General features: G+C 71.1%; 15 protein-coding genes and 2 CRISPR repeat arrays. Of the genes, 1 reads left to right on the top strand and 14 read right to left on the bottom strand.

All coding sequences use genetic code 11. The features are described 5' to 3' along the window. Nucleotides 1–34: 34 nt before the first annotated feature. From casB to ACIQVZ_RS11625, 9 genes are all read right to left on the bottom strand, one after another. The gene (casB, locus tag ACIQVZ_RS11665; RefSeq protein WP_402449033.1) at nt 35–637 is read right to left on the bottom strand and encodes a type I-E CRISPR-associated protein Cse2/CasB; all 603 of its coding nucleotides are present in this window, start codon (nt 635–637) and stop codon (nt 35–37) included. After that, nucleotides 627–2342: a type I-E CRISPR-associated protein Cse1/CasA gene (gene casA, locus ACIQVZ_RS11660; RefSeq protein WP_402449031.1), complete on the bottom strand. Its 1716-nt coding sequence runs from the start codon at nt 2340–2342 to the stop codon at nt 627–629. Before casA ends, casB begins: the two co-directional genes overlap by 11 nt. A gap of 233 nt (nt 2343–2575) precedes the next feature. Next, complete coding sequence (gene cas3, locus ACIQVZ_RS11655) at nt 2576–5470, bottom strand: CRISPR-associated helicase Cas3' (RefSeq protein WP_402449029.1); 2895 nt, start codon at nt 5468–5470, stop codon at nt 2576–2578. A 172-nt stretch (nt 5471–5642) separates the two neighbouring features. Continuing rightward, nucleotides 5643–6578: a CRISPR direct-repeat array (repeat unit 21 nt; unit sequence GTCGGCCCCGCGCTCGCGGGG). A 687-nt stretch (nt 6579–7265) separates the two neighbouring features. Continuing rightward, nucleotides 7266–7659: a CRISPR direct-repeat array (repeat unit 28 nt; unit sequence GTCGGCCCCGCGCTCGCGGGGATTGCTC). Between the two features lie 101 nt (nt 7660–7760). Next, on the bottom strand, nt 7761–8288 hold the full coding sequence (locus ACIQVZ_RS11650) for a hypothetical protein (RefSeq protein WP_402449028.1): 528 nt from the start codon (nt 8286–8288) through the stop codon (nt 7761–7763). Then, the gene (locus tag ACIQVZ_RS11645; RefSeq protein WP_402449025.1) at nt 8285–9442 is read right to left on the bottom strand and encodes a helix-turn-helix domain-containing protein; all 1158 of its coding nucleotides are present in this window, start codon (nt 9440–9442) and stop codon (nt 8285–8287) included. Before ACIQVZ_RS11645 ends, ACIQVZ_RS11650 begins: the two co-directional genes overlap by 4 nt. A 1050-nt stretch (nt 9443–10492) precedes the next feature. Beyond that, nucleotides 10493–11263: an RICIN domain-containing protein gene (locus ACIQVZ_RS11640; protein ID WP_402449023.1), complete on the bottom strand. Its 771-nt coding sequence runs from the start codon at nt 11261–11263 to the stop codon at nt 10493–10495. Nucleotides 11264–11524: 261 nt separating this feature from the next. Then, complete coding sequence (locus ACIQVZ_RS11635) at nt 11525–13354, bottom strand: glycoside hydrolase family 15 protein (protein ID WP_402449020.1); 1830 nt, start codon at nt 13352–13354, stop codon at nt 11525–11527. A 245-nt stretch (nt 13355–13599) separates the two neighbouring features. Further along, the gene (locus ACIQVZ_RS11630; protein ID WP_402449018.1) at nt 13600–14943 is read right to left on the bottom strand and encodes a M64 family metallopeptidase; all 1344 of its coding nucleotides are present in this window, start codon (nt 14941–14943) and stop codon (nt 13600–13602) included. A gap of 327 nt (nt 14944–15270) precedes the next feature. Further along, nucleotides 15271–16467, bottom strand: a complete 1197-nt coding sequence (locus ACIQVZ_RS11625) for an FAD-dependent monooxygenase (RefSeq protein WP_402449016.1) — start codon at nt 16465–16467, stop codon at nt 15271–15273. Nucleotides 16468–16657: 190 nt separating this feature from the next. On the opposite strand from ACIQVZ_RS11625, the gene ACIQVZ_RS11620 reads away from it, so the two are divergent. Beyond that, the gene (locus ACIQVZ_RS11620) at nt 16658–17380 is read left to right on the top strand and encodes a TetR family transcriptional regulator (RefSeq protein WP_402449014.1); all 723 of its coding nucleotides are present in this window, start codon (nt 16658–16660) and stop codon (nt 17378–17380) included. 139 nt (nt 17381–17519) lie between these two features. On the opposite strand, the gene ACIQVZ_RS11615 is transcribed toward ACIQVZ_RS11620, so the two are convergent. The 5 genes from ACIQVZ_RS11615 to ACIQVZ_RS11595 all read right to left on the bottom strand — a co-directional run bounded on the left by ACIQVZ_RS11615 (nt 17520) and on the right by ACIQVZ_RS11595 (nt 22603). Continuing rightward, the gene (locus tag ACIQVZ_RS11615) at nt 17520–18839 is read right to left on the bottom strand and encodes a cation:proton antiporter (RefSeq protein WP_402449012.1); all 1320 of its coding nucleotides are present in this window, start codon (nt 18837–18839) and stop codon (nt 17520–17522) included. Nucleotides 18840–18989: 150 nt separating this feature from the next. Beyond that, nucleotides 18990–20162, bottom strand: a complete 1173-nt coding sequence (locus ACIQVZ_RS11610) for a 4-hydroxybenzoate 3-monooxygenase (protein ID WP_402449010.1) — start codon at nt 20160–20162, stop codon at nt 18990–18992. A 225-nt stretch (nt 20163–20387) separates the two neighbouring features. Further along, nucleotides 20388–21173 (bottom strand): helix-turn-helix domain-containing protein, encoded by a 786-nt coding sequence (locus ACIQVZ_RS11605; protein WP_402449008.1) that lies wholly within the window; start codon nt 21171–21173, stop codon nt 20388–20390. 324 nt (nt 21174–21497) lie between these two features. Beyond that, on the bottom strand, nt 21498–21722 hold the full coding sequence (locus ACIQVZ_RS11600) for a holin (RefSeq protein ID WP_350880880.1): 225 nt from the start codon (nt 21720–21722) through the stop codon (nt 21498–21500). A 185-nt stretch (nt 21723–21907) separates the two neighbouring features. Further along, the gene (locus tag ACIQVZ_RS11595) at nt 21908–22603 is read right to left on the bottom strand and encodes a formyltransferase family protein (protein WP_402449006.1); all 696 of its coding nucleotides are present in this window, start codon (nt 22601–22603) and stop codon (nt 21908–21910) included. Nucleotide 22604: the final 1 nt, after the last annotated feature.

Genomic DNA, 22604 nt, shown 5'->3' with positions numbered 1-22604 from the left:
AGATGGGTGGTAGTCCGGGTGGATCGAAGCGCGATCAGCCGGCGGGGGCCTTGTCCTTCCAGGCCTGGTAGCCGATGGCCCACTTGAGGCGGACCTGCGGGCGCCGGTCGGTGTGGTGCCAGGCCTGGATGTCGGCCATCAGGTGGTTGTAGTCCAGCGGCTGCCCGACGGTGCGCAGCTGGATGATCAGGCCGCGCAGATGAACGAGCAGTGCGGAGACGCTGGTGGCGCCCGCGAGTTGGGCGACGCGGGTGTCGAGCGCCTCTTCGCTGAACTTGCCGCTGCGGCGCAGGGCTCGCAGGGCTTCGCCGAGCTTGGTACCGCGGCGGTGCATCGGTGTGGACTGGCTCTGCTGGTGCAGGCCGTAGAGGGCGAGGGCGGCGTGCTCGGCCTTCTGCTCGTCGGAGACCTCGTCGCGCAGCGCGAGGACGTCGTTGACCTCGCAGCTGTAGAGCGGCCACATCTTGGGGCTGTCCATGACGGGGCGCCCGAGGCCGGAGCGCAGGGCCGCGAGGTCTTCGCCGGGCGGGCGGCGCGGTTGCCCGCTACGGGGGTCGAGGCGCCAGGTGTGGTCGGGGGCGGTGCATGCGTCCCAGTACGGGCGCCGTTTGGCGGGGGTGGTGTGTTCAGTCGTCAAGGTCCGCTCCAGGGGCGGGGTCGGGGTCGGGTCCGGTCTCGGCGGCCCGGGCAGCGGCCGCTTCCCGGAGGGCGTCGGCGTACCGGGGAAGGATTTCGTGGAGCTGGTTCCGGAAGTTGGCACCGGCTGTGCCGAGCGTGTAGGCCTTCGGCTTGCCCGACTTGCCGGCCGGGCTGACGGTGCGCCCCTCGAAGGTGGTGGCGGGGGCGGCCAGCAGGAGCTCGTTCGCGGTGCCCCGCGCACGGTGGTGGGCGAGTTCCTCCCAGGCGAGCCTGCCCCGCTCCAGGATGTCGTCGTCGGTACCGGCGGCACGGACGCCGGCGAGCAGGCGGCGCACCAGGGGGTCGAGGGTGTGCAGGAGGAGGTCGCCGGGGCGCTGACCCTTGTCCCAGGGGATGGGGTCGGTGCCAGCGGCTCGGCGCAGGTCGGCGGAGAGGTTGTTGACGGCTTTCGCGAGGCGTTCTGCCTGTTCGGCGACGTCCAGGAGGAGCTCGTGGGCTTCGCTGTCCTGGTGGAGGGCGAGCAGCGGCAGCGGGATCACGTCGTGGATGACGTCCTCGACGACGGAGGACTGGGTGCCGTAGACCATGCCGAAGGTCTCGACCTGCAGCGGGTAGTCGGCGTCGAGCTTCCCGAGTACCCGCAGGGCACTGGCCTCGTCCAGCAGGACGCTGGTCTCGAAGACGCCGTCCGGGCCTTGGCGGGCCGGGGTGAGGAGGGCGTCCAGTCCCCGCCACGCGGCCTTGCCCTGGGTGTGCCGGCGCGGCCTGCGTTCGGGCACGGCCGACGCGGACTTCTTGGCGGGCGCGGTGAACGTCCAGGCGGTGTGCGGCTCCTGCACGGGCAGGAGCGTGAGCCGGTCACCGGCGCTGACGACCACCCGGGCGACCTTCAGCCGACCAGCCTCGTCCTGATGCGGGACGAGCCGGATCCGCCGGGCCTGCCACGTCCACAGGTCGAGCAGGCCCTCGGCCGGGCGCGGAGTCCAGGCGGGGCCGTGCGGACCCCTTGTCCACTGCGGGGCTCCGAGGACGCCGGCCGGGGTGACCGGCAGGTTCAGCAGGAGGGTCTCGTACAAGGTGCGCCCGGTGGGAATGATGACGCCGAGCTGGCCGAGCGGGCCGGTCGGGTTCCCTGTCGTCTTGCCCGCTTTGACCTGGTCGTCGCCGACGACACCGGTCTTGATCGCCGCGGTGTCCCAGCAGTGCGTGTGCACGAGCCAGTGGGCGGCCTGGGCCGGCGTCAGGTCGAGCGGGTCCGCGTCGCTGCGGCTGGCGAACAGCGGGACGTTGTTGCCGCTCGCCGCCGTCGCCACCAGGGCAGCGGAGCCCTTCGTCTCGCCCTTGGCCGTCCGCAAGTCGGCGACCTGCGCGAACGGGGCGACCTGGTCGAAGAGATCGAACTTCGCACGGTGCTCGTCGAGGTAGGCCTGGAGCCTGTCGAGCTCGTCCTGCGTGAACCCGTCCTTCTGTGCGAGCCGGTCACCCTTCTCCCGCAGGGTCCCGGGAGCGCCGGTGGCGTGGGCGACGACGGGCAGCAGGACCTGGCGCAGGACTGCCGGCAGCTGGGTGGAGAACTCGACGACGAGGCCCTCGAACTCGTGGGCCCGGGCCAGAGCCTCGGCGATCCCCAGCTCCACGGGCGGGCCGCCGCCGACGGGCCGCGCTGTCAGCCACGGTTCCTCGACAAGGTTGTACCCAGGCACGCGCCGATCTCCCAACTGGCTTTGTCTGGCTTGCTACTGGTTCATCGTGGCATCGGCGAAGGTCTGTTGTGGGGCGAATGCTTGAATTGCCCCTCGGCCCCGCAGGATTGGTGCGCGGGGATGGCCCCTGGCTCTGTCTTCGAGCCGGTTCCGGCTGAAAGTCGGCCCCGCGCTCGCGGGGTTGGGGGCGTGTGGGCGGGGCGACACTCCGTCTGTTCCACCCACACGCCCCGCTACCGGGTCGGTCTTCCTCCGCTCACCACGAGGCCGAGCAGGTCGTCGTAGCGCAGCCGGAAGTCACCGATGGCCGCTTCGCCCTGTCCGTCGAGCTCCAGGGCCAGGCTGTAGCGCAGCCACGGATGGTCCCGCCACCCCGGCAGGGGGCCGAGCGCTTGCTTCGCCGCCTCGGTCAGCCGGGCGGGAAGGCGCACCGTCCCGGAGAGCACGTCGTCGACCACCTCCGCAGCTACTTCGCCGTTCGGCCCGAGCCTGCGGCCCGTCACCGCCCGGAAGTCGTCCGCCTCCTCCCGCCGGACCAGGACCACCTCCACGCTGGGGTCCGCGTCCCGGACGAGCGCTTCGAACTGGCCCTCGGAGAGGGTGCCGTGACCTCCGAAGTGCAGCCCTGCCAGCGTCGGCGACCCGTGCTCCCCCGCTCGGGTCAGCACGTACTCGGCCGCCTTCGCTCGACGCTCGGCCTGCCGCTCCTCCCACTCCTGCCGACCCTGCGCCTCGGCCTCGGCCCACGCCGCCGGAACGACCGGGACCGTGCCGTAGACCCGGGCGACCAAGTCCGGCACCCGGCCCGGAATGTTCCACGCGCCTCCGGCGGCCGCCGCCCGCTCGACCTCGGCGGCCGTCCGCAGGAGAAGGTAGCGGCCGTAGATCTTCTCGGAGGCGCGCAGGACGGACGGTACCTTCTCGCCGTCGAGGCCGGTGCGGGTAACGACAACCGTGGGCCGGGACAGCGCGCGGGGGCGCTTGACGCCGTCGTGGCGGTGGAGGCGGCCGATGCGCTGGAGGAGCAGGTCCATGGGTGCGAGATCGGTGATCAGCAGATCGGCGTCGACGTCGAAGGACTGCTCCGCGAGCTGGGTGGCGACCACGATCAGCCTGCCGGGACGCTCGACACCCTTCTCGGGCGGGCCGAGGAGGCGCAGCACCTCCTGCGTGCGGTCCGCCCGGTGGCCTGCGTGCAGACGGCCGTGCAGGAGCCGGACGTCGGAGCCGTACTCCTTGCGGAGGGCGTCGAACGTGTTCTGGGCGCGGGCCACGGTGTTGCGGATGATCAGCACGCATCCGCCGTCGGCCAGTCGCTCCCGCAGGTAGTCGGTCACGGCGGCGTCCGCCGGCTCCGGTGCGTGCTGCAGGTCCTGGTGGGAAGAGGTACGTGCCGGCGGCTCGTCGAGCACCTCGACCCGCACCTGGAGGTCCTCGCGCCAGGACCCGGTGCTCTCGACCAACAGCTCCGTGCTGCTGTCCCGCCCGGTCCAGGCCGCCGTCACGCTCGGGTAGCCCTGCGGCTCGGGCAGCTCCAGTGCCTCCGAAACCTCCGCGGACCGCGTACCAGCCAGGTATGCGGCGACGAGGCGGCGGCGTTGCTCGGGCGGGAGGGTCGCCGACAGCAGCACCACCGGCACCCCAGCCTGCCCGAGCCACCACAGGCCCTCCAGGAGGAACTGCGACATGTAGACGTCGGCGGCGTGGACCTCGTCCAGGATCACGGCCTTGCCGACCAGGCCGGCCATCCGGAGCATCACGTGCTTGGTGCGGGTCGCCGCGTACAGGAGCTGGTCGACGGTGCCGACCGCGAACGGGCTCAGCAGACCGCGACGACGGCCGAGGAACCATTCGGCGGGAACCTTCCGCTCCGCCTCCTGGCATCCGTCCGCGTAGGTGGCCGGCAGGCCGTACTCGTCCTCGCCCACTGATGCGAAGCAGTCGTCGGCGTCCTGCCCCCACTCACCGGCGCCCTCAAGCAGGCCCCGCCACTCCTTGTTGAACATCCGCTTGCCGTGCAGCAGCGCGACCTGGTCCTCCAGCCCGTCGCCGACCTGACGCAGCCACGAACGGACCTGGGTGAACATCGGGTCCGCGGTCGCCTGGGTCGGCATGCCCAGGAACACCCCGTCCGCACCGTGTTGCGCCGCCATCAACTCGACGGCAGCCAGTGCGGATTTCGTCTTGCCCTCCCCCATCGGCGCCTCAACGATCACCAGTCCCGGTCCGCCCATCCGGCGCACCACGTCGAGGACCAGCTCCTGCGAAGGCCTGGGCCCGTGGCCGAAACGGTCCCGGAACGCCTCCGGACCGGGTACTGGCAGCGCTCCCCACCCGCCCCGCAGACCGAGCCGCGCCCACGCCGCCGCGGCCCGCTGCCGCGCCTGCGGCATCGTCACCGCCGCCAGGTCCGGCACCCCGGCGAAGTGCCGCTCGTCGCTGGCGATCCAGTCCGCCATCACCACGAAGCCGGACAGCTGGAGCTGCACCGCACGACCCGGCACCAGGACAGGTTCCACCGCGGCCAACGGCGCCCCTCCCCCGAAGCCGAGCTCCCGGGAGAACACCTCCACCAGCGCCGACTGGGCCAGCTTCCAGGACGGCCCCTTCCCTTGCAGGTCCGCCTTCTTCGGAGGCAGCTGGCCCAGCGTGGGGAAGCGACCGTGGTGGCCGGCGACCAACGGCCAGACCCAGTCGACCTGTTCCTCCACCCACCCCGCGTCGGCAAGCGCCGCCCGCAGCAAAAGACCGCCGGCCTTGTCGTGCCGCCAGGACTCGGATTTCACCGCGTACTTGTTCCATGAGAGGCCCGCTTGGCGAACGGCGTCCGCCAAGTCGGAGTCCATGTGTTGGAAGGCGGGGACGGCCTTGCCGTAGTCATGGATCCCGCACAGCCAGGCGAACAGACGCCGCCCCTTCCCCCGGCCGCCCGCGACGGCGTCCAGGCGCCGCTTTGTCACGGGCGGCAGGTAGCGGTCCCAGATGACCTCCGCCACCGCAGCAGTGTCCAACATGTGCGACAGCAGGAGGTTGGCAGACCCCCCGGCCCGCCCGGCCGACTTCCCCCACAACGCGCCCAGCCAGCCCCTGACCTCGGGCGGGTACCACTGCCAGCGGTCCTCAGCCATCGTCCCGACCTCCATGTGCGAGTACGCTTCAAGAGCCTAGAACGCGGCACCGACAATGGACTTGGCCGTGAGAAGAGACGACGACACCACATGACCGCCGCTACGGATCGCCTACCAAATCGAACTGAATCAATCGGCGCTCTCTGAGGAGAATCGCTGCAGGTCAGGAAGTGTCGGCCCCGCGCTCGCGGGGGTTGCTCCGAGCACGAGCGCCGCAGCCTGTTGCGGCAGGCGTCGGCCCCGCGCTCGCGGGGGTTGCTCATGGCCCGCCCCGCCTCCCCCGTCCCGCACGAGGTCGGCCCCGCGCTCGCGGGGGTTGCTCCCCGAGACCTCCCCGTCCCCTGCGTCACCCCTGGTCGGCCCCGCGCTCGCGGGGGTTGCTCCTCCCAAGAGGGGATGTCCCATTGGACCGTTGCGTCGGCCCCGCGCTCGCGGGGGTTGCTCCATGCACGGGCCTTTCGGCGAGGACGGCCGGCTGTCGGCCCCGCGCTCGCGGGGGTTGCTCCTGGACCGCCACACTGGTAGCGGCGGACGCCTCGTCAGCCCCGCGCTCGCGGGGATTGCTCCGTTTCGCCATACTGCCGCAACGACCCTTCCGGGTCGGCCCCGCGCTCGCGGGGGTTGCTCTCCGGAGTACCGTCCTGATTGTCTAGGCCAGAAGTCGGCCCCGCGCTCGCGGGGGTTGCTCCCGATGTGCCTGGCCGCCCCGCCCGCCGTACGCGTCGGCCCCGCGCTCGCGGGGGTTGCTCCCGCCGGTCAGGGCCTTGACCAGACCACCCCACGTCGGCCCCGCGCTCGCGGGGGTTGCTCCTTGTAGCTTGCCGCCTTGACCTTCATCCGGGTGTCGGCCCCGCGCTCGCGGGGATTGCTCCGACCGACTCAGCGACGTCCGCGTCCACCCCGGGTCGGCCCCGCGCTCGCGGGAATTGCTCCTCATCCCGAGAGGCAAGCGGGTCCAACTGGCCGTCGGCCCCGCGGACGCAGGGATTGCCCCACCTTCGACACCATCAAGGCGAAGGCCGCGCTGTCGGCCCCGCATGTGTGGGGATTGCTCCCCGAGTAAGGCCAAGGGGACGACTTGGGAAAGGTCGGCCCCGTGCTCGCGGGGATGGTTCAGGAGACCAGCCCATCGCACCGGTGACCCCGAGAGCTGGTCTCATCGAGGGTGCGAGCAAGGCGGACACGAGCCTGACAGGGTCTGTCGAAGACGGTGCCAAACCGCCCTCGCCCGGATCACGGCGCCCGCGCCGTTGGTAACACACCACGGTGCTACCCGACGCCCGCCGCCACACCGTCGAGTCCACCGGACCGTCAACCGATGCCCCACACTCGACACCTGCACCACCGACCGCAACAGCCTCCAGGACAGCGGACAACACCCCTGAACCCGGCACCGGGACGGCAGGTGGCGAACTGGCGAACGGGAGGCGGCCGGCGGATCTACCGCTCGGCACTGCACCTCGACCCTAACGAGAGGGTCCAAACGCCCCGGCGTCACCGGCGTCAGCAAGTGATGCCAACCGACCTCCGCCACCACCGTGGCGTCCAGCATGTACAACAGCAACGGGCTATCCCCGGCCCGCCCAACCAGCTCCTGACCTCGGGCGGGTACCAGCACCAACCGTCCCCAAGCATCGCCCCGAACCTCCCCACACGAGTACGCTTCGCGAGCAAGACACAGCACCGACAACTCCCCCACGCGCAAGAAGAGACATGAACTCCTTCACACACCGCCTACCTAATCGAACTGAAGCAACTGACAGCCCCTGACACGAATCACCGCAGGTCAGGAAGTGTCGGCCCCGCGCTCGCGGGGATTGCTCCCGAGCTGCTGCAGCGCAGTGTAGGAGCCGCTGGTCGGCCCCGCGCTCGCGGGGATTGCTCCGACCGCGACCGTGCCATCGCGGACCGCATGGGGTCGGCCCCGCGCTCGCGGGGATTGCTCCGCAAAGTGACGGCGGTGGGGGGTTGGGCCGCGGTCGGCCCCGCGCTCGCGGGGATTGCTCCGAGGCGATCCTCAGCCCGCCGGCGTGCTGCACGTCGGCCCCGCGCTCGCGGGGATTGCTCCTCCGTCCCCTCGGTGTTCGTGGGGTCCTCCGCGTCGGCCCCGCGCTCGCGGGGATTGCTCTCAGGCGGAGATGCATCGCGACCGCCAGCGCTCGTCAGCCCCGCGGCCCGCGGGGGGGTTATGAAGTCATTGTCGTACCGATCCGAGTAGGGGTTCGGCGTGACAATGCCGGACGTAGCTGCGCCCCACCCCGGAGAGTCGGGGTGGGGCGCAACTGCATGTTCAACGCATCAGATCATCTGCGGTGGCAGGCAGTCGTATGGACTGACCGTTCATCACCATTTGCTGGAGAAGAGCGAACCCCTCCTGCTTCGAGATGATGAACCCGACGCAGGCCATCGCCATCACGTCTTTGGTGCGCATCGTCGGGATGCCTCTGTGTCGCGCCAGGTCCAGCGACGCCTTGTCGTCGCTGATCCACGTGGCCTCTTTGAACTCCACCCGGGTGCTGATGATGTGCAGGGTCTCGGACTCCCCGAGATGCCTGAGCGGATCCGACGGGCTACCGAAGAACACGCCCTGTCGAATCCGCTCCACGGCCTCGGGGTCGTCGACTTCGATCGGATCCCCCAGCCAGCGGGAGACGTCGGGTGGGTCCAGGGCCGGCAGATATCGAGATGATCGCTTGGCTTCGTACGCCACTGCTTCCGTCCATCGGCCCCGGCCGCTCAGCACGCCTTTCAGGATGTCAAGCCTGGAGACGGACGCGAAGTTGCACAGGACCGTGTTGTCGGGAAAGCAGATGATCATGGGCTGAACGCGAGCTCCGTTCCGGGATCGGACGGTGCCACCTGCTGCTGCTCGGGCTCGGGCTGGGCGGGCTCCAGGAGGTCTAGGAGCACGTCCGGGTCTCGGTCCAGGAGGGCTGCCAGCGGCCGGACTGTCGTATCACCCGAAGCATAAGCCTTGATTGCCAGCTCTGTTAGTCGTCGAGGATGCCAACCACGTTGGCTGCGCTCGGTGTTGACCATGTGTTGCTCCAGGGCCCCCGCTGCGCCGGCGATCCTGGCGCCGTCAGCTGTCAACATCACACCCCATTGCCTGCGCTGATCAGCAGTCAGGACTCCCAGCACCTTCAGCCGCGTTGCCATCGCGCTCGGCGACACGCGGTACTTCCAGGCCAGCTCCGCCACCAGGTCACCGTCGACCGTTCGATCCCGAGCGTCGGCCAGAACGGTGGTACGCGGCATGAGGAACTCCGCGGCGAACCCGTTCGCCTGCACTTCCATCGCGGTGGTCGACCGGCCCGGTTGCACCTTCTCGACGACCGCCTCGTCATGCGCGTCGCCGGCGAGGATATGGCCGAGTTCGTGGGCAAGAGTGAACCGCTGGCGTGTCCACACATTGGTTTTGGCAACGAGGATGAGGTCGAAGCTGTCGGTCGACCAGGACAGGCCGTCCAGCTTGTCGGGAAGATCGACGCCCGCGATCTCCACACCGAAGGCCTGCTCGAAGCTTGAGGCGAGATTCTGGGTCGAGAGAGTCCAGGGGTCGGTTCCCACTGCCGCCAGGGCGGCCTGGGCGAGCTGCGCGCCGCCGATTCCCTCTGGGCGGTTGTGGGCACGCCTCGGCAGGTCGCTCCCGATCCGCGCCAAGGCGTCGATCACCTGCTCGTACCGGCCCAGGAGTGTGCGCACTTCGTCGGTGGTGTGCTCACAGGCGCCCGCCTTCCGCGCGGCTGCACCGAGCGCTGTGCGTGGTTCAGCGCCGCGCAGCAGCCAGTCAACGGTTCTGCCGCCGAAATCGGCGATCAGCGCTAGTTCGAGGGAGGTGAAGCGGCGTTTCCCGCCAAGCGACTTCGACAGCTTGTCTGGGGAGATTCCGATGCGCTCCGCCATGACGGCCTGGGTCTCACCCGTTGAGCCGATGACCTGACGCACGCGTTCAATCAGTCCGGCATCCATGCTGCGACCGTACAGTCGCGTTGCGATTCTCGCAATCGACATGACCAGGTTGTGACCTGGGGTTCACCCGCCCGAGTGAGTGCGCGGCTCGCACTGACAGCGAAGCCATGACAGGTACCCTGACCTGCGGAAACGCAATCGCGGCCACACGGCGATCGGGCACCGCCGGGCGCAGTGGCGAGCCAAGCCCGCAATGGCTGCTGCAATCATTGGTACAGACCAGACCGCCGCACGTCATCGCTTCGGGGCCGTGCCGGCCTGTCGACCCGACGGCCGCGTCCGCCCAAGCCCTCCCCGCGCAGGCCAGGACACTGCTGCGCAAGCGGTCAGGACAAGCTGGTGATCCGCAGAACTGTGATGCGGCGCGTCTCCTCGTTCAGCAGCAGTCGGCCCCGCACACGCAGGGACTGCTCTCCGCTAGCATCAGTGCCGATTCGGTGGCACGGATCGGCCCACGCTCGCGGGGATTGCTCCACCTTCGGCACCATCAAGGCGAAGGCCGCAGTGTCGGCCCCGCACACGCGGGGATTGCTCCCCGAACAAGGCCAAGGGGACGGCTTGGGAGAGGTCGGCCCCGCGCTCGCGGGGATTGCTCTGCGAAAGGGCCCGCCCCCGGTGAGGGGGGCGGGTCGGCCCCGCGCCTGCGAGGTTGCCAGCATCAGGAGGATCTTGGTCGGCTCGCTTCCCGGGCGACGGCTCCCGGCCCTCCTGGTGGTGAGGGTGATGCCGTCGTCGGTGAAGACCAGGACTTTGCGGTTCTCCTCCACCCAATGCGCCACGTCCGCGTGGTCCTTGGTCGGATCACGCCATCGCGTCCCATTAGTCCTGGCGCTCGGTCAGTCACGGGCCCGGATCCGGAGCACGGCGTGATCTCTGCGGAGTTGTCCAGGTCTTCGAACGGCTTCTTCGACAGCCCGTGCCGGGTTGCCGAAGCCGTCATGTCCCCGGCGGGAATCCACCTCCGGACCCCGTGGCTCCGGAGGTGGGATTCGCGGGGCCCGTCGGGCCGGCCGTGGGGGCGCTCACGGCCGGGCCGATCATGCGGGGGGATCAGTGCGGGAGGTTCCACTTCTGGTTGTCGGCGCCGTTGCAGTCCCAGATGCCGAGCTGGTTGCCGTTGTTGGTGGCGAAGCCCAGGTCGTCCAGGCAGCGGCCGGACTGCGGGTTGAGCAGCGAGCCGTCGGCCTGGGCCTTCCACTGCTGGGCGCCGCTGCCGTTGCAGTCGTAGAGCTGGACCATGGTGTGGTTGGCGGTGTTGCCGCCCTGCACGTCCATGCACTTGCCGAGGGCGCGGAGCGTCCCGTCCACGCCGACGGTCCACTTCTGGGCGTTCGTGCCGTTGCAGTCGTAGATCTGGACCGCGGTGCCGTTCTTGTTCTCGCCGCCCTGGACGTCGACGCACTTGCTCGCGTAGCCGCTGATCTGGCCCTGCGGCCCGGCGACCGGCGGCGGCACCGTCCCGAGGAAGACGACCTGCGGGAACGTGACGGTGTCGCCGAAGTTGCACATGGCGGTGCTCACCCCGCTGCCGACGACGGCGGCGCCGATCGCCATGCGCATGTACGGGCCGGTGTTGTTGACGTAGTACTGGCACTGCGCCTGCACGCGCCAGATCTGCAGGGGGCTGATGCCCGAACAGGTTCCGATGACCTGGCCGCCGCCGGCGGCCAGGGCGTTGCACCCGCCGGCCAGCGCGGTGCTCGAACTCGCCTGCTCCGCCTGGGCGGTGACGGGCGCGGCCTGGCGCGCTGCGGTGGACGCCGCCTGGGCGGCGGCGGGGACGGTGAGTGCCGCGGCGGAGGCCAGCAGCGTGGTCATCATGACAACAGCGGTACGGCGCATGAGGGTTGGGCCCTTTCCGTGGTGACAGGGTGATGGCACTGCTCAGATGTTGCGCAGGTTTGGTCATGAGCATTGCAGTGCCGCCTGGGGCCGTCAACGGATGTGGGCCGACGAGATGTCGCCATTCACCTCAGCTCATCCGCGACCTGCTCGTTCCCGCCGGGCAGGAACCGGAAAGGAGCCGGGAAGGAGCCGGATGGGAGCCGAACAGGGGCCGGATTCGGCCGAATTGACGCGATCTCAGCCCAGCGCGCGGTCGAGGTTGAAGGCCGCGCTGATCAGCGAGAGGTGGGTGAAGGCCTGCGGGAAGTTGCCGAGTTGCTCGCCGGTCGGGCCGATCTCCTCGGCGAACAGCCCGAGGTGGTTGGCGTAGGTGAGCATCTTCTCGAAGGCGAGCCGGGCCTCTTCCAGGCGGCCCGCGCGGGCCAGCGCCTCCACGTACCAGAAGGAGCAGATCGAGAAGGTGCCCTCGGAGCCGCTCAGGCCGTCCGGGCTGGTGGCCGGGTTGTAGCGGTAGACCAGGGAGTCGGAGACCAGGCCCTTGGTGAGCGCGTCCAGGGTGGAGAGCCACTTGGGGTCGGTGGGCGAGATGAACTTGGCCATCGGCATCATCAGCAGCGAGGCGTCCAGCTCGCCGTCGTCCAGGGACTGGACGAACGCGCCCAGCTCGCTCGACCAGCCGCGCCGCATGATCTGGTGGTAGATCGCGTCCCGGGTCTGCCGCCAGCGCGGCAGGTCGGCCGGCAGGCCGCGGCGGTTCGCCATCCGGATCGCGCGTTCCAGCGCCACCCAGCACATCAGCCGCGAGTACACGTAGTTCCTGCGGCCCCCGCGGGTCTCCCAGATGCCCTCGTCGGGCTGGTCCCAGTTCTCGCAGAGCCAGTCCACCACCATGCCGACGTCCTCCCAGCCGTCGCTGCTGATCGGCTGCCCCCACTTGTCGTACAGGTAGATGGAGTCGATCACGGCTCCGTAGATGTCCAGCTGGAGCTGGCCGGTGGCGGCGTTGCCGATCCGCACGGGTGCGGATCCCAGGTGGCCCTCCAGGTGCGGCAGCGCGTACTCGGGCAGCTCGGTGCGCCCGTCGATGCCGTACATGATCTGCAACGGGCCGTTCGCGGCGGTGTCGCGCGTGCGCTCGAAGAGGAAGCCCATGAACGCCTTGGCCTCCGAGGTGAACCCGAGGCGCAGCATGGCGTAGATGCAGAAGGCGGCGTCGCGGACCCACATGTACCGGTAGTCCCAGTTGCGCTCGCCGCCGACCTGTTCGGGCAGGCTGGTGGTGGGTGCGGCGACGATCGCGCCGGTCGGCGCGTAGGTGAGCAGCTTGAGCAGCAGGGCGGAGCGGTGGACCATCTCCCGCCACCGCCCCTGGTAGCGCGACCGGGCCAGCCAGTGGCGCCAGAACCGGACGGTCGCCTCGAACTGCTCCTCCGCCTCGGCGCGCGGACACGACCGGGCCGGGACGTCGTCGCCGATCTGGTCGAGGGCGAACACGACGGAGTCGCCCTCCAGGAGCTTGAAGTGCGACCACACGTCCAGTCCGTCGGTCTCCAGCGGCGCGGTGGCGGTCAGCGCGAGGGTGAGCGACGGGGAGCGGAAGACCGCGACGTGGCCTTCGAGGGACACGGTGTGCAGCTCGGCACCGTAGCCGAAGCGCGGGGCGATCCGCGCCCGGAACGGGAGGACTCCCCGGACGCAGATGAGCCGCCGGATCAGCCGGTGCCGGGCCACCTCGGGCGACTCGTCGGCCACGGGCATGAAGTCCTGGATCTCCGCCACGCCTTCCGCGGCGAAGAAGCGCGTGATCAGCACGTTCGTGTCGGGGAAGTAGAACTGCCGGGTGCGGGTCGGGACGTCCGCGGCCAGCTCGAACGATCCGCCCCGGTCCGCGTCGAGGATGGCCCCGAACACGCTGGGCGCGTCGAAGCGCGGGCAGCAGTACCAGTCGATGGTGCCGTTCGTGCCGACCAGGGCGGTCGTCCGGAGGTCGCCGATCAGGCCGTGCTCGGAGATCGGCAGGTACCGGTTGCTTTCCGCCTGCTCGAACCCCGTCGTGTCGAACGCCATGCCGACCTCCCTGCCGCTGTGGCGCGGGCTTGGAGACGAAGCCTTCCCAGCCATGGTAGATCGCCGTCGGCGTGAGGGTCGGGCCGAGCACCGGCCGGGCCTCGCGGGCCCCGGCCGGCACAGGCCTGGCCGGCACAGGCCCCGGCCGGCACGGGCCCGGCCGGGGCGATCTCCGGCCGGTGCGGCTTCCGCCGTGGGCGCGGCCCCTCCCGTCCCGGCCGGACGCGAGGGGCCACGCCCCGTGGTCAGCGGGTGACGCTCCAGACCAGGCTGCGGGTGAGCGCCGGGGTCAGGGCAGGGTCGATGACGGACGAGGTGGGGTCGTTCGCGACGGCCTTGAGCTCGTGGGCGGCGGGCTTGGGGCCGGTGGGGCCGAGGTCGGCGACGGCGATCGTCTTGCGGTCGCGCAGGGCCGTCACCTCCTTGCCGTCGAGGTACCACCGCAGCTTGGTGCCGGAGACCGGGAGGTCGACGGTGAGGTGGTCGGTCGCGGTCAGCCGGGTGGTGACGGGCGTGGCGCTGGAGAGGGTGGAGGCGTGCCGGTAGAAGCCGGCGATCATCGCCTCGCGGCCGGGGAGGTTGAACTCCCGCCCGAGGGAGCGCATCACCGAGTTGTCGGTCGGCCGGTTCAGGCCGGACGGGTAGTTGCTGCCGCCCTGGTAGGCGCCGACGGTGCCGCCGTCGGGCGAGGTCTTGCCGAGCCAGCGGTACCACTTGGTCTTGTCCTGGCGCATCCGGTCGGCGCTCAGGGTGGTGATGTTGGGCTGCCCGGGCTCCGCGCCCTTGTAGGGCCCCGCCCCGTCGGCCCAGTACTCGTCCGCGAGCTTGCCCAGCGAGTGGCCGGTCTCGTGCACCGCTATCTGGCCGGACGCGCTGTTGCCGCCCGCGACGGTGGCGATGCCCTCGTACCCGAGCGGCGACTGGGTGCTGCCGTAGCCGGCGCCGCCGTACTTGGCGGTGTTGGCGACGACGATCACGAGGTCGGCCTGCGGGGCCTTGGCGGCGTAGGTGTCGACGGCCTTGGTGTCCACGCACAGCAGCCGCTCGATGGAGTTGCACCAGAAGTGCGAGCCGAGGGCGGTCTTGCGGACGGTGTTCTGCTTCGGGTCCCCGGAGACGCCCGACTGTTCGGAGACGGCGCCCACGGCCCACACGTTGAACAGCTTGCGGTAGGTGGCGTAGGGCTCGACGGCGCTGATGTCCTTCCACTTCGCCGCGGCGTCCTTGCGGAACTTGTCCTGCTCCGAGGCCGTGTAGCCGTCGCCGATCATGACCACGTCCAGCTTGCTGTCCGTGCTCCCGTTGTTGACGACCTTCGTGACGGCGCCGTCCCCGGCGGCAGCCGCGGCGGCGGCCACGCTCATGGATTGCTCGGCGACGAAGGGGGACGCCGCAGGGACCTTGGTCCGGCTGATGGCGCCGTCCTCGGCGAAGACCTCGACGTCCTGGTCGCCCGGGAAGGCGTCCGGGGAGTCGGCGATGGCGACCGGCTCGGACGGGGCGGCGGCGGCCGGGCCGACGCCGACGGCGAGGGCCGCCAGCGTCGTGACGCCGGCCAGGAGGACCGAGGTGAACCTGCTGTTGCGCAAGGGAGTTTCTCCGAAATCGACGGGCAGCGAGGGCCGGTGGCGAGCTTTCCCGCACGGGACGTACGCGCAGTACCGCGCCGTCCCGTGCCGCGACACCGCCACCCACCACCAACACGGCCACACGGGGCCGGAGCTGACGTGGTGACACCGCCCGCTCGTCACCTCACCGGTGGATACGTCCGGCTGCCCACGAACGGTTCACACCGACTGCCGCCACGGTGGTGATGGCGTTCCTGAAGTGGTCGACGACGGCCGGGCGGCCGGCGAGGTCCACTCCTGCGATGCCTCCTGTGCGCAGCCGGCCGGAGGAGGGAGGCCCGGGCCCGGTCACGAGTGATCCCCGTGCGTGGCACGGGACTTGAGCACACTCCCGGCCCGGGCTGTCGCGAGCACGACCGGCGACAGCCGAGTGGCCAGGTTCCTGGCCAGGATGCCGCCGCGGCCGGCCGGGACGAGCAGCGCGAAGGCCGCTCGTACGGACTGCCGGGCCTGGTCCACCAGCCCCCGGTGCGCGGCCTCGTAGCGGGCCAGGGCCGCGCGGTGGTCGGCGGGATCGGCGGCCAGGGCATCGGCCAGGCTGTAGGCGCCCGCCATGGCCAGGCTGGAGCCGCCGCCGAAGAGCGACACGCAGGACGCGGCGTCGCCGAGCAGCGTGACCCGGCCCCGCGACCACTGTGGCAGCCGGACCTGGCTCACCGCGTCGAAGTACAGTTCCTCGCTCTCGCGCACCTGCGCCAGCATCTCGGGCGCGCGCCAGCCCATCCCGGCGAACGCGGCGGTCAGCAGTCGCCGGTGCTGCTCGGTGTCGCGGTGGTCGAAGTCCGGCACGGCGGCGGACCGGACCATGAACGCGGCCAGCGGCCTGCCGCATCCGGGATGCACGCAGAGGGCGCGGCCCGGCGCGTTGTGGATCGCCACTTCCCGCAGGTCGCCCGCCGCCCCGGCCAGCGGCATGGTGGCCACGTACATCCCCAGGTGGCGGACGAACCCGGGCTCCGGGCCGAAGGCCAGCCGGCGGACGGCGGAGTGCAGGCCGTCGGCGCCGACCACCAGGGCGAAGCGGCGGGGGCGGCCGTACTCGAAGGTGACGTCGACACCTGCCTCGTCCTGGCTCAGGCTCGCGATCGAGTCGCCGAACACGAACTCGGCGCCGTCCTGGCTCGCTTCGTGGACGATCGCGGCGAGATCGCCGCGCGGCAGCTCGACCGTGTCGGCCCGGGCCGCGCCCGACAGGCCGCGCAGGTCGATCCTGCCCACCCGGCGGCCCGCGGCGTTGTAGAAGCCCACACCGGTCACCTGGGTGGCGGCCGCACGGAGGCGGTCCCCGATCCCCATCCGCTCGGCGACCTCCATCGCGCGACCGGCGACATCGACCGGGCTGCCGCTGGAGCGCACGGCCGCGGCCCGCTCGACCACGGTCGGCTGGAAGCCGTGGCGGGCCAGCCAGTAGGCGAGCGTCGGTCCGGCGATGCCGGCCCCGGAGATCAGCACGGTGCGATCGGCCGTCTTGGTCGAGGCGTTCACGGACGCTCCTTCTGTCATCGCCTGATCGCGTGTCATCGCCCGATCGCGGTCGGGCCGACTCGCGGCAGCCGTCACCGGTCAGCGGTCGCGTCGGCGCTCCCGGACTGACCATCGGTCAGTAATTCGACGCTACGCCCTGACCGCCGGTCAGGCAAGGGGCGGCGACCAGGACAGGGCCTAAGCTCCCCCCATGACTGCCGAGAACCCCGACACCCGGGCACGGATCCTTGCGGTGGCCCTGGAGGAGTTCGCCGCGCACGGCTACCACGCCACCTCGGTACGCGGGATCGCCGAGCGGGTGGACGTGACGAAGGCCGCGGTGCTGTACCACTTCCCCAGCAAGGCGGACATCCTCGGCGCGCTGATCGAACCGATGCTGGACGACCTGGACGCCGCGCTGGCGCCCACCGGCCCGCCGGATCCGGCCGCAGCCCGCTGGGCGGCGATCGAGGGGCTGCTCGACGTCTGGCTGCGCCACCGCGCCCTGCTGCGGATGAGCCTGTACGACGCGGCGCCGGGCCTCTCGGGCCCGGGCTTCACGCGGTTCCGCGACGGGATGATGCGCGCGAACGTCCTGGTGGCGGGGCCCCACCCGGACTTCGTCGCCCGGGTGCGCGCCGCCCAGACGATCGCCATGCTCTCCGACCCGGTGATCCTGCTCGCCGACGCCCCGCCCGAGGACCTGCGCGCCTGCATCCTGGCCGGGGCGCACCGGCTGCTGGACGGCCCTGAACCCCCCGCCGCGGCCGGCCCGGGGCGCGTCGGCGGCGAACGGCGCGGCCGGCCGAGCGCGATGAGCCCGGCGATGGTCGACACCGCCCGGCGCCTGCACGCGGCCGGCCGCACCGCCGAGCAGATCGCGGCAGAGCTCGGAGTCTCCCGGGCGACGGTCTACCGCCACCTGCGGACGTAGCCGGAGACGCGAGGGCCGCCGCCAGGCAGCGGTTAATAATGAGACTTCATTGAGACACCGAAGGTGGTCTCGGCGGTGGTGCCGGTCGGACAGGCGCCGGGAGTCTCCACCCCGCCGGCGCTCAGGGTCTCGCGGTGCGTCACGCGCCGCTGGCCTCCTCGATGCCCGATCTCGCGGCGGCGTCCTGCTGTTGACGGGGCAGAGTGACTGGCCCCGTCCCGGAACGGGCGCCAGGAGCGCGGATGAGGCGCCGTACGAGCGGGTTGACGGGCAGGGTCGCGGCGAAGGCGGTGACGAGGAGAACGGTGAACAGCCGGTCGCCGATGATGCCCAGGTCACGGCCCAGGGTCAGGATGAGGACCTCGCTGAGGCCCTTGGTGTTGAGCAGGACCGCCACGGTCGTGGCCTCGCCGCGCGGCACGCCGATCAGCCGGGCACCCAGTCTGGCGCCGGCGAACTTGCCGCCCCAGGTGACGACCAGGAACACCACCACCGCGACCAGGCTTCCGAAGCCCAGCCCGCCGATGTCCACGGACAGCCCGGTGAGCGCGAAGAAGACCGGCACCAGCAGCGCCCCCGCGTGGCGCAGCGGCGCCTCGACGGCGTGCCGCAGTTCCTCGGCGGCGTCGCGCGGCATGGCCAGCCCGAAGGCGAAGGCGCCGATCACGGCGTGCATGCCGAGCCACGAGGTGGTCCACGCGGACAGCAGGATCCCGCTGCCGAGGGTCAGCAGGACGAGCAGGGGATGTCCGTCGGCGCGGGTCGGCCGGCGCAGCAGGCGCCGCAGCAGCGGGCGGACCACGAACGCCATGGCCGCCGCGTAGCAGGCGAGTTCGGCGAACGCGAGGAGGACGTGGTCCGAGCCGCCGCTGCGGGCCGCGGAGGCGATGCAGGCGACGCCGCACCACGCGGCGATCTCGGTGAGCGCCCCACAGGCCGTGGCCATGGCCCCGGTACGGGTCGCCTGCAGCTGGTTCTCCCCCACGATGCGCGCGAGCACCGACAGCGCGCTGGCGGACAGCGCGATGCCCAGGAACACGGCCAGCAGCACGGGGGACGCGTCCGTACCGATGAGGCGGGGCCACCTGGCCGCGAGGACGGCCGCCAGGGCGACCGCGAGGGCGAAGGGCACGGCGACGGAGGCCGTGGTGACCGCCACCACGGTGCGGACCCGCCCGTTCAGCTGCTTCAGGTCGAGCTCCCACCCGGCGGCGAACATGAAGAGCGCGATGCCCAGTTGGGCGATCACCGACAGGTGCTCACGGACCTGGGGCGGGAAAAGGACGTGCGGGAGGTCGCCCGGCAGCAGTCCGAGGACGCTCGGCCCCAGGATCACCCCGACCGCGATCTCGCCGACCACCACCGGTTGGCGCAGGCGGGTGCGCAGCGGCGACAGGGCGAGTCCGATCAGCAGGATGGTCGCGATGTCGGCCAGCGCGGTCGAGGAGGAGCCTTCCATGGTCGTGCGCCTTCCTGGGAACGGGGACGTGCGCGGCCCGGGGGCGCGGCCCCTGCATTATCGGGAAGGGCCCGTTCGTCGACGTAGCGTTCCCCGCGTGTCGCGGGCGCGCGGCTCCTCCCCCGCGCCCGCGACCCGGACCTTCACGCCCTAGTTGGTGCCGGCGGTCAGCTCGCTGAACAGTTTGTTTGCCGACTCGGAGGCGAACTGGCGCTGGAGCTCGGCGCGGGCGATCTGCTTCTTGAACTCGCCCTCGTAGCCGGTGAATCCCGCGTTGTGCATGGTGTCGGTGATCCACGTCGCGAACGCCTGGTAGTTCCAGATGTGTGGCAGGCAGGTCTGCGAGTAGCTGTCGAGGAGGCCGGAGTCGCCCTCCTTGGCGTGGCGGATCACTGCGCGGGCGAAGACCTCGGTGTCGTGCAGAGCGAGGTGGATGCCCTTGGCGCTCATCGGCGGCACGATGTGCGCGGCGTCGCCCAGGAGGTAGAGGCTGCCGTAGCTCATCGGGTCGAACACCACACTGCGCAGCGGAACGATCTGCTTGGACAGGATCTGCCCGCGCGAGGGCGGCGTGCCGAAGCGGGCCTCCAGCTCGCTCCAGATCCGCTCGTCCGGCCACTGCTCGGGGGTGTCGTCGACCGCGCACTGCAGGTAGATCCGGCTGGCTTCGGGGCCGCGGGGGATCATCCCGGCCAGTCCCAGTTCGTGGATCGCCATGCCCGAGGGCTTGGTCTCGGTGGCGGCCAGGACGCTGAGCCAGGAGTAGCCGTACTCGTGGGAGTACTCGGTCAGCGCGGCGGCGGGGATGGAGCGGCGGGAGACGCCGTGGAAGCCGTCGCAGCCGGCGATGAAGTCGCAGTCGATGGCTCGCGCCGCACCGTCGGCGTCCCGGTAGCGCACCACGGGTTGGGCCTGGGTGAGGTTTTCCAGGGTGACGTCTGCGGCTTCGTAGCGCAGGTCACCGCCCTCGCGGAGGAAGACCTCGGTGAGGTTGCGCACCAGGACCTGCTGCGGGCAGTACAGGCTCTCGTTGTCGTCCTCGTCCACGTCGATCGGCATCGCGTGGCCGTCGATGTAGAAGCCGCCCTCGCTGTACGGGATGGGGTCGCCTGCGAGGACCTCCTCCAGGCCCCATTCGCGGAGGAGGCGCACGCCGAAGGTGTCGATCGTTCCGGCGCGCTGGCGCTTCTCGACGTAGGCGCGAGGGTGCTTCTCCAGCACGACGCAGTCGACGCCGTTGCGCAGCAGGAAGTTGCCGAGAGTCAGACCGGCGACGCCGGCCCCGATGATGACGACGGCCGTGTCGTCGTGTGTCTCAGTCATGCGTGCGAGCCCTTCATGATCCGTGCAGTGGTCGGTACGCGCCGAGCGCGTACGTCGCGGCGGCGGCCGTGAGGTCGGAGGGCCGGCGCTCGCTCGCTGTCCACTATGGAAGACCCGGCGGGCCGCGAACCACTGGTAAGTCGACACCCGATACCGGAAACCCGCCAAGCTGGCTCTGGCGTCGCGCGCTGTGCACCTGACCAGCGCGAACCGCCCGGGTGGGGGCTAGCGCGCGTGGAAGCGCAGGCCGGCCTGATAGCGGCCGGGGGTCTGGCCGACGACTTCGGTGAAGGCGTCGATGAAGGTGGACGGATTGGACCATCCGCACGCGACCGTGGTCTCCGTCACCGTCATCCCGTCGGTCAGGTGCGCCAAGGCGTGGTGGATGCGCAGGGTGGTCCGCCAGCGGTGGAAGCTCATGCTCAGCTCGGCGTGGAACAGGCGGCTGAGCGTGCGCTCGCTGGCTCCCACCGCCTGGCCGAGCTCGGCCAGGGTGGAAGGCCGGGCGGGGTCCGCGCGCAGCAGGTCGGTGGCGGCGCGCAGCCGGTCGTCGCTCGCTTCGGGAAGGTGGAGGGAGGTCTCGGCGGCGTCGGCCAACTCGTCCACGATCACGGCGAGCAGGCGCCGGTGGGCGCCAGGCCGCCGTTCCGGCTCGTCGGTGAGCGCCAGAAGGGCCTCGCGCAGCAACGGGCTTACCGCGAAGACGCTGGGGTGATCGATGAGCACGGCGCACAAGTCGAGTGGGACGGACACCAGCCGTACGTCGGTCTGCCCGTAGAAGCGGTGCGAGTGGGCAAAGCGCGGAGGCGTCCAGGTGATCCGGTCCGCCGGGGCGACCCACGTGCCGCGCTCCGTCGCCGTGACCAAGGCGCCGGCGGCGGCGTAGACCAGCTGACCGTGGACGTGGCTGTGTGGATCGAGCTGAAAGCCGTGCGGCAGCCAGCCACCGCCTTTCAGGATCTCCTCGTCTGCATCGGCGGGCAGCGGTGAAGTATGGCGGGTTGTCGGCATCGGGCGTCAGTTTACCGGTGGTCTCGCGCAGAGCGTCGCGCCGACAGTGGTCGCATGACCACGGTGACGCTCAAGTCCCGTCCCCGGTGGAGGTAGCGGTGGCCTCCCGGATCCAGCGCCCGCGCAAGCGGCGGATGCTGTCGTTGACCGTGCAGGGAAGCGAGCGGCCCAGTCCGCACTTCATGACCGTCACGCTCGGCGGCGAGGACGTCCAGCACCTGGAGCGGGCAGGCTTTGTCGCCTTCCCCGCCGCCGCATGGGGCGCCTTCGCCGCGGCCGTTCGCCAGGGGGAGTTCCCGGCTTGGCGCACCCGGGCCGGGCCGGTCAGTCGTGGGGGCGGGCCAGCAGGGCGGCCGAGTTCGGGTCGCCGACGAAGGTCGCGGCCACTCCCTTGACCACGGCCAGCGCGGCCGGCAGTGCCGCCACGGCCGCCGCCTTGAACGCGCCGATCGACGTCAGGTCGAATCCGTCCGCCAGCAGCAGGCCGAGGAACGCCACGGCGTAGGTGGCGACGGTGCGTTCGGCCAGGTCGATGATGAACTTCCGCATGGTCGGGACTCCTTCGCGGTGAAGGTGCAGAGGTACACGGGGGGCGCTCGGAATCGCCGTCCCCGGTGTACACGTTCACGCTGTCGAGTTCCGACGACGGGCTCGGCGGTCCAGTCCGGTGCCCCGCACACGCGTGGTGTGCGGGGCACCGGCTCCAGGGTCACCCGGGCGGCACAGCCCGGCCGTCACCCTTCGTGCAGGGCCCACTTGCTGCTGTCGACCTTCGCCGTGCCGGGCAGCGCGATGAGTTCGGGTTTGAACAGCGGTGGTGCGCCCATCGCGGGCTCCCAGGTGGCCAGCTTCTCGTCCTGCGGGACCTCGATCCGCCGGTCCGCGGTGAGGTCGGCGACCACCTTCAGGAGCAGTCGCACGCCGAGCGGTGCCAGGTGGTCGCGCCACAGGCTCTGCGCGGTCGAGCCCGGGGGCACGAACAGGTGCTCCTGGGCGGCGAGCGGGCCCGCGTCGGTGCGTTCGGTGAGGTGGTAGACGCTTCCGCCGGTCACCTTGTCGCCGTCGCGGATCGTCCACCGGATGGCGTCCCGGCCGCGGTGCAGCGGCAGCAGGCTGGGGTGGTAGCCGATGGTGGCGACGGCGGCCCGGGCGCGGGTCTGGCGGCCGAGGAAGGCGTGCGAGTGGGCGGCGACGATGATGTCGACCCCGTCCGGGATGTGCCGCGCGCGTAGTTCGGCCGAGTCCGTCCACGGGACGTCCTTGTGGTACGCCCAGGAGCGCAGGCGGTCCCAGCACATCGCGTCGCCCTCGTCGGACTTGCCCTTGCGCAGCCGGGGGGCGGCCGCGCCGACGATCTTGTGCCCGTCGTCCAGCAGGGCTTCCGCGACCGCGACCGCGAATCCCCCTTGTCCTGACATGTAGATGTTCATC

This window comes from Kitasatospora sp. NPDC098663 (genome assembly GCF_044760075.1).
Taxonomy (GTDB): domain Bacteria; phylum Actinomycetota; class Actinomycetes; order Streptomycetales; family Streptomycetaceae; genus Kitasatospora.
This window is presented reverse-complemented; position numbering and strand designations above follow the sequence as displayed.

Coding starts and splice junctions, on each gene's coding strand:
- ACIQVZ_RS11605 (WP_402449008.1), bottom strand. CDS start 21,173: ATGCCGACAACCCGCCATACTTCACCGCTGCCCGCCGATGCAGACGAG.
- cas3 (WP_402449029.1), bottom strand. CDS start 5,470: ATGGCTGAGGACCGCTGGCAGTGGTACCCGCCCGAGGTCAGGGGCTGG.
- ACIQVZ_RS11600 (WP_350880880.1), bottom strand. CDS start 21,722: ATGCGGAAGTTCATCATCGACCTGGCCGAACGCACCGTCGCCACCTAC.
- ACIQVZ_RS11620 (WP_402449014.1), top strand. CDS start 16,658: ATGACTGCCGAGAACCCCGACACCCGGGCACGGATCCTTGCGGTGGCC.
- ACIQVZ_RS11650 (WP_402449028.1), bottom strand. CDS start 8,288: ATGATCATCTGCTTTCCCGACAACACGGTCCTGTGCAACTTCGCGTCC.
- ACIQVZ_RS11610 (WP_402449010.1), bottom strand. CDS start 20,162: ATGACTGAGACACACGACGACACGGCCGTCGTCATCATCGGGGCCGGC.
- ACIQVZ_RS11595 (WP_402449006.1), bottom strand. CDS start 22,603: ATGAACATCTACATGTCAGGACAAGGGGGATTCGCGGTCGCGGTCGCG.
- ACIQVZ_RS11645 (WP_402449025.1), bottom strand. CDS start 9,442: ATGGATGCCGGACTGATTGAACGCGTGCGTCAGGTCATCGGCTCAACG.
- ACIQVZ_RS11615 (WP_402449012.1), bottom strand. CDS start 18,839: ATGGAAGGCTCCTCCTCGACCGCGCTGGCCGACATCGCGACCATCCTG.
- ACIQVZ_RS11640 (WP_402449023.1), bottom strand. CDS start 11,263: ATGATGACCACGCTGCTGGCCTCCGCCGCGGCACTCACCGTCCCCGCC.
- ACIQVZ_RS11635 (WP_402449020.1), bottom strand. CDS start 13,354: ATGGCGTTCGACACGACGGGGTTCGAGCAGGCGGAAAGCAACCGGTAC.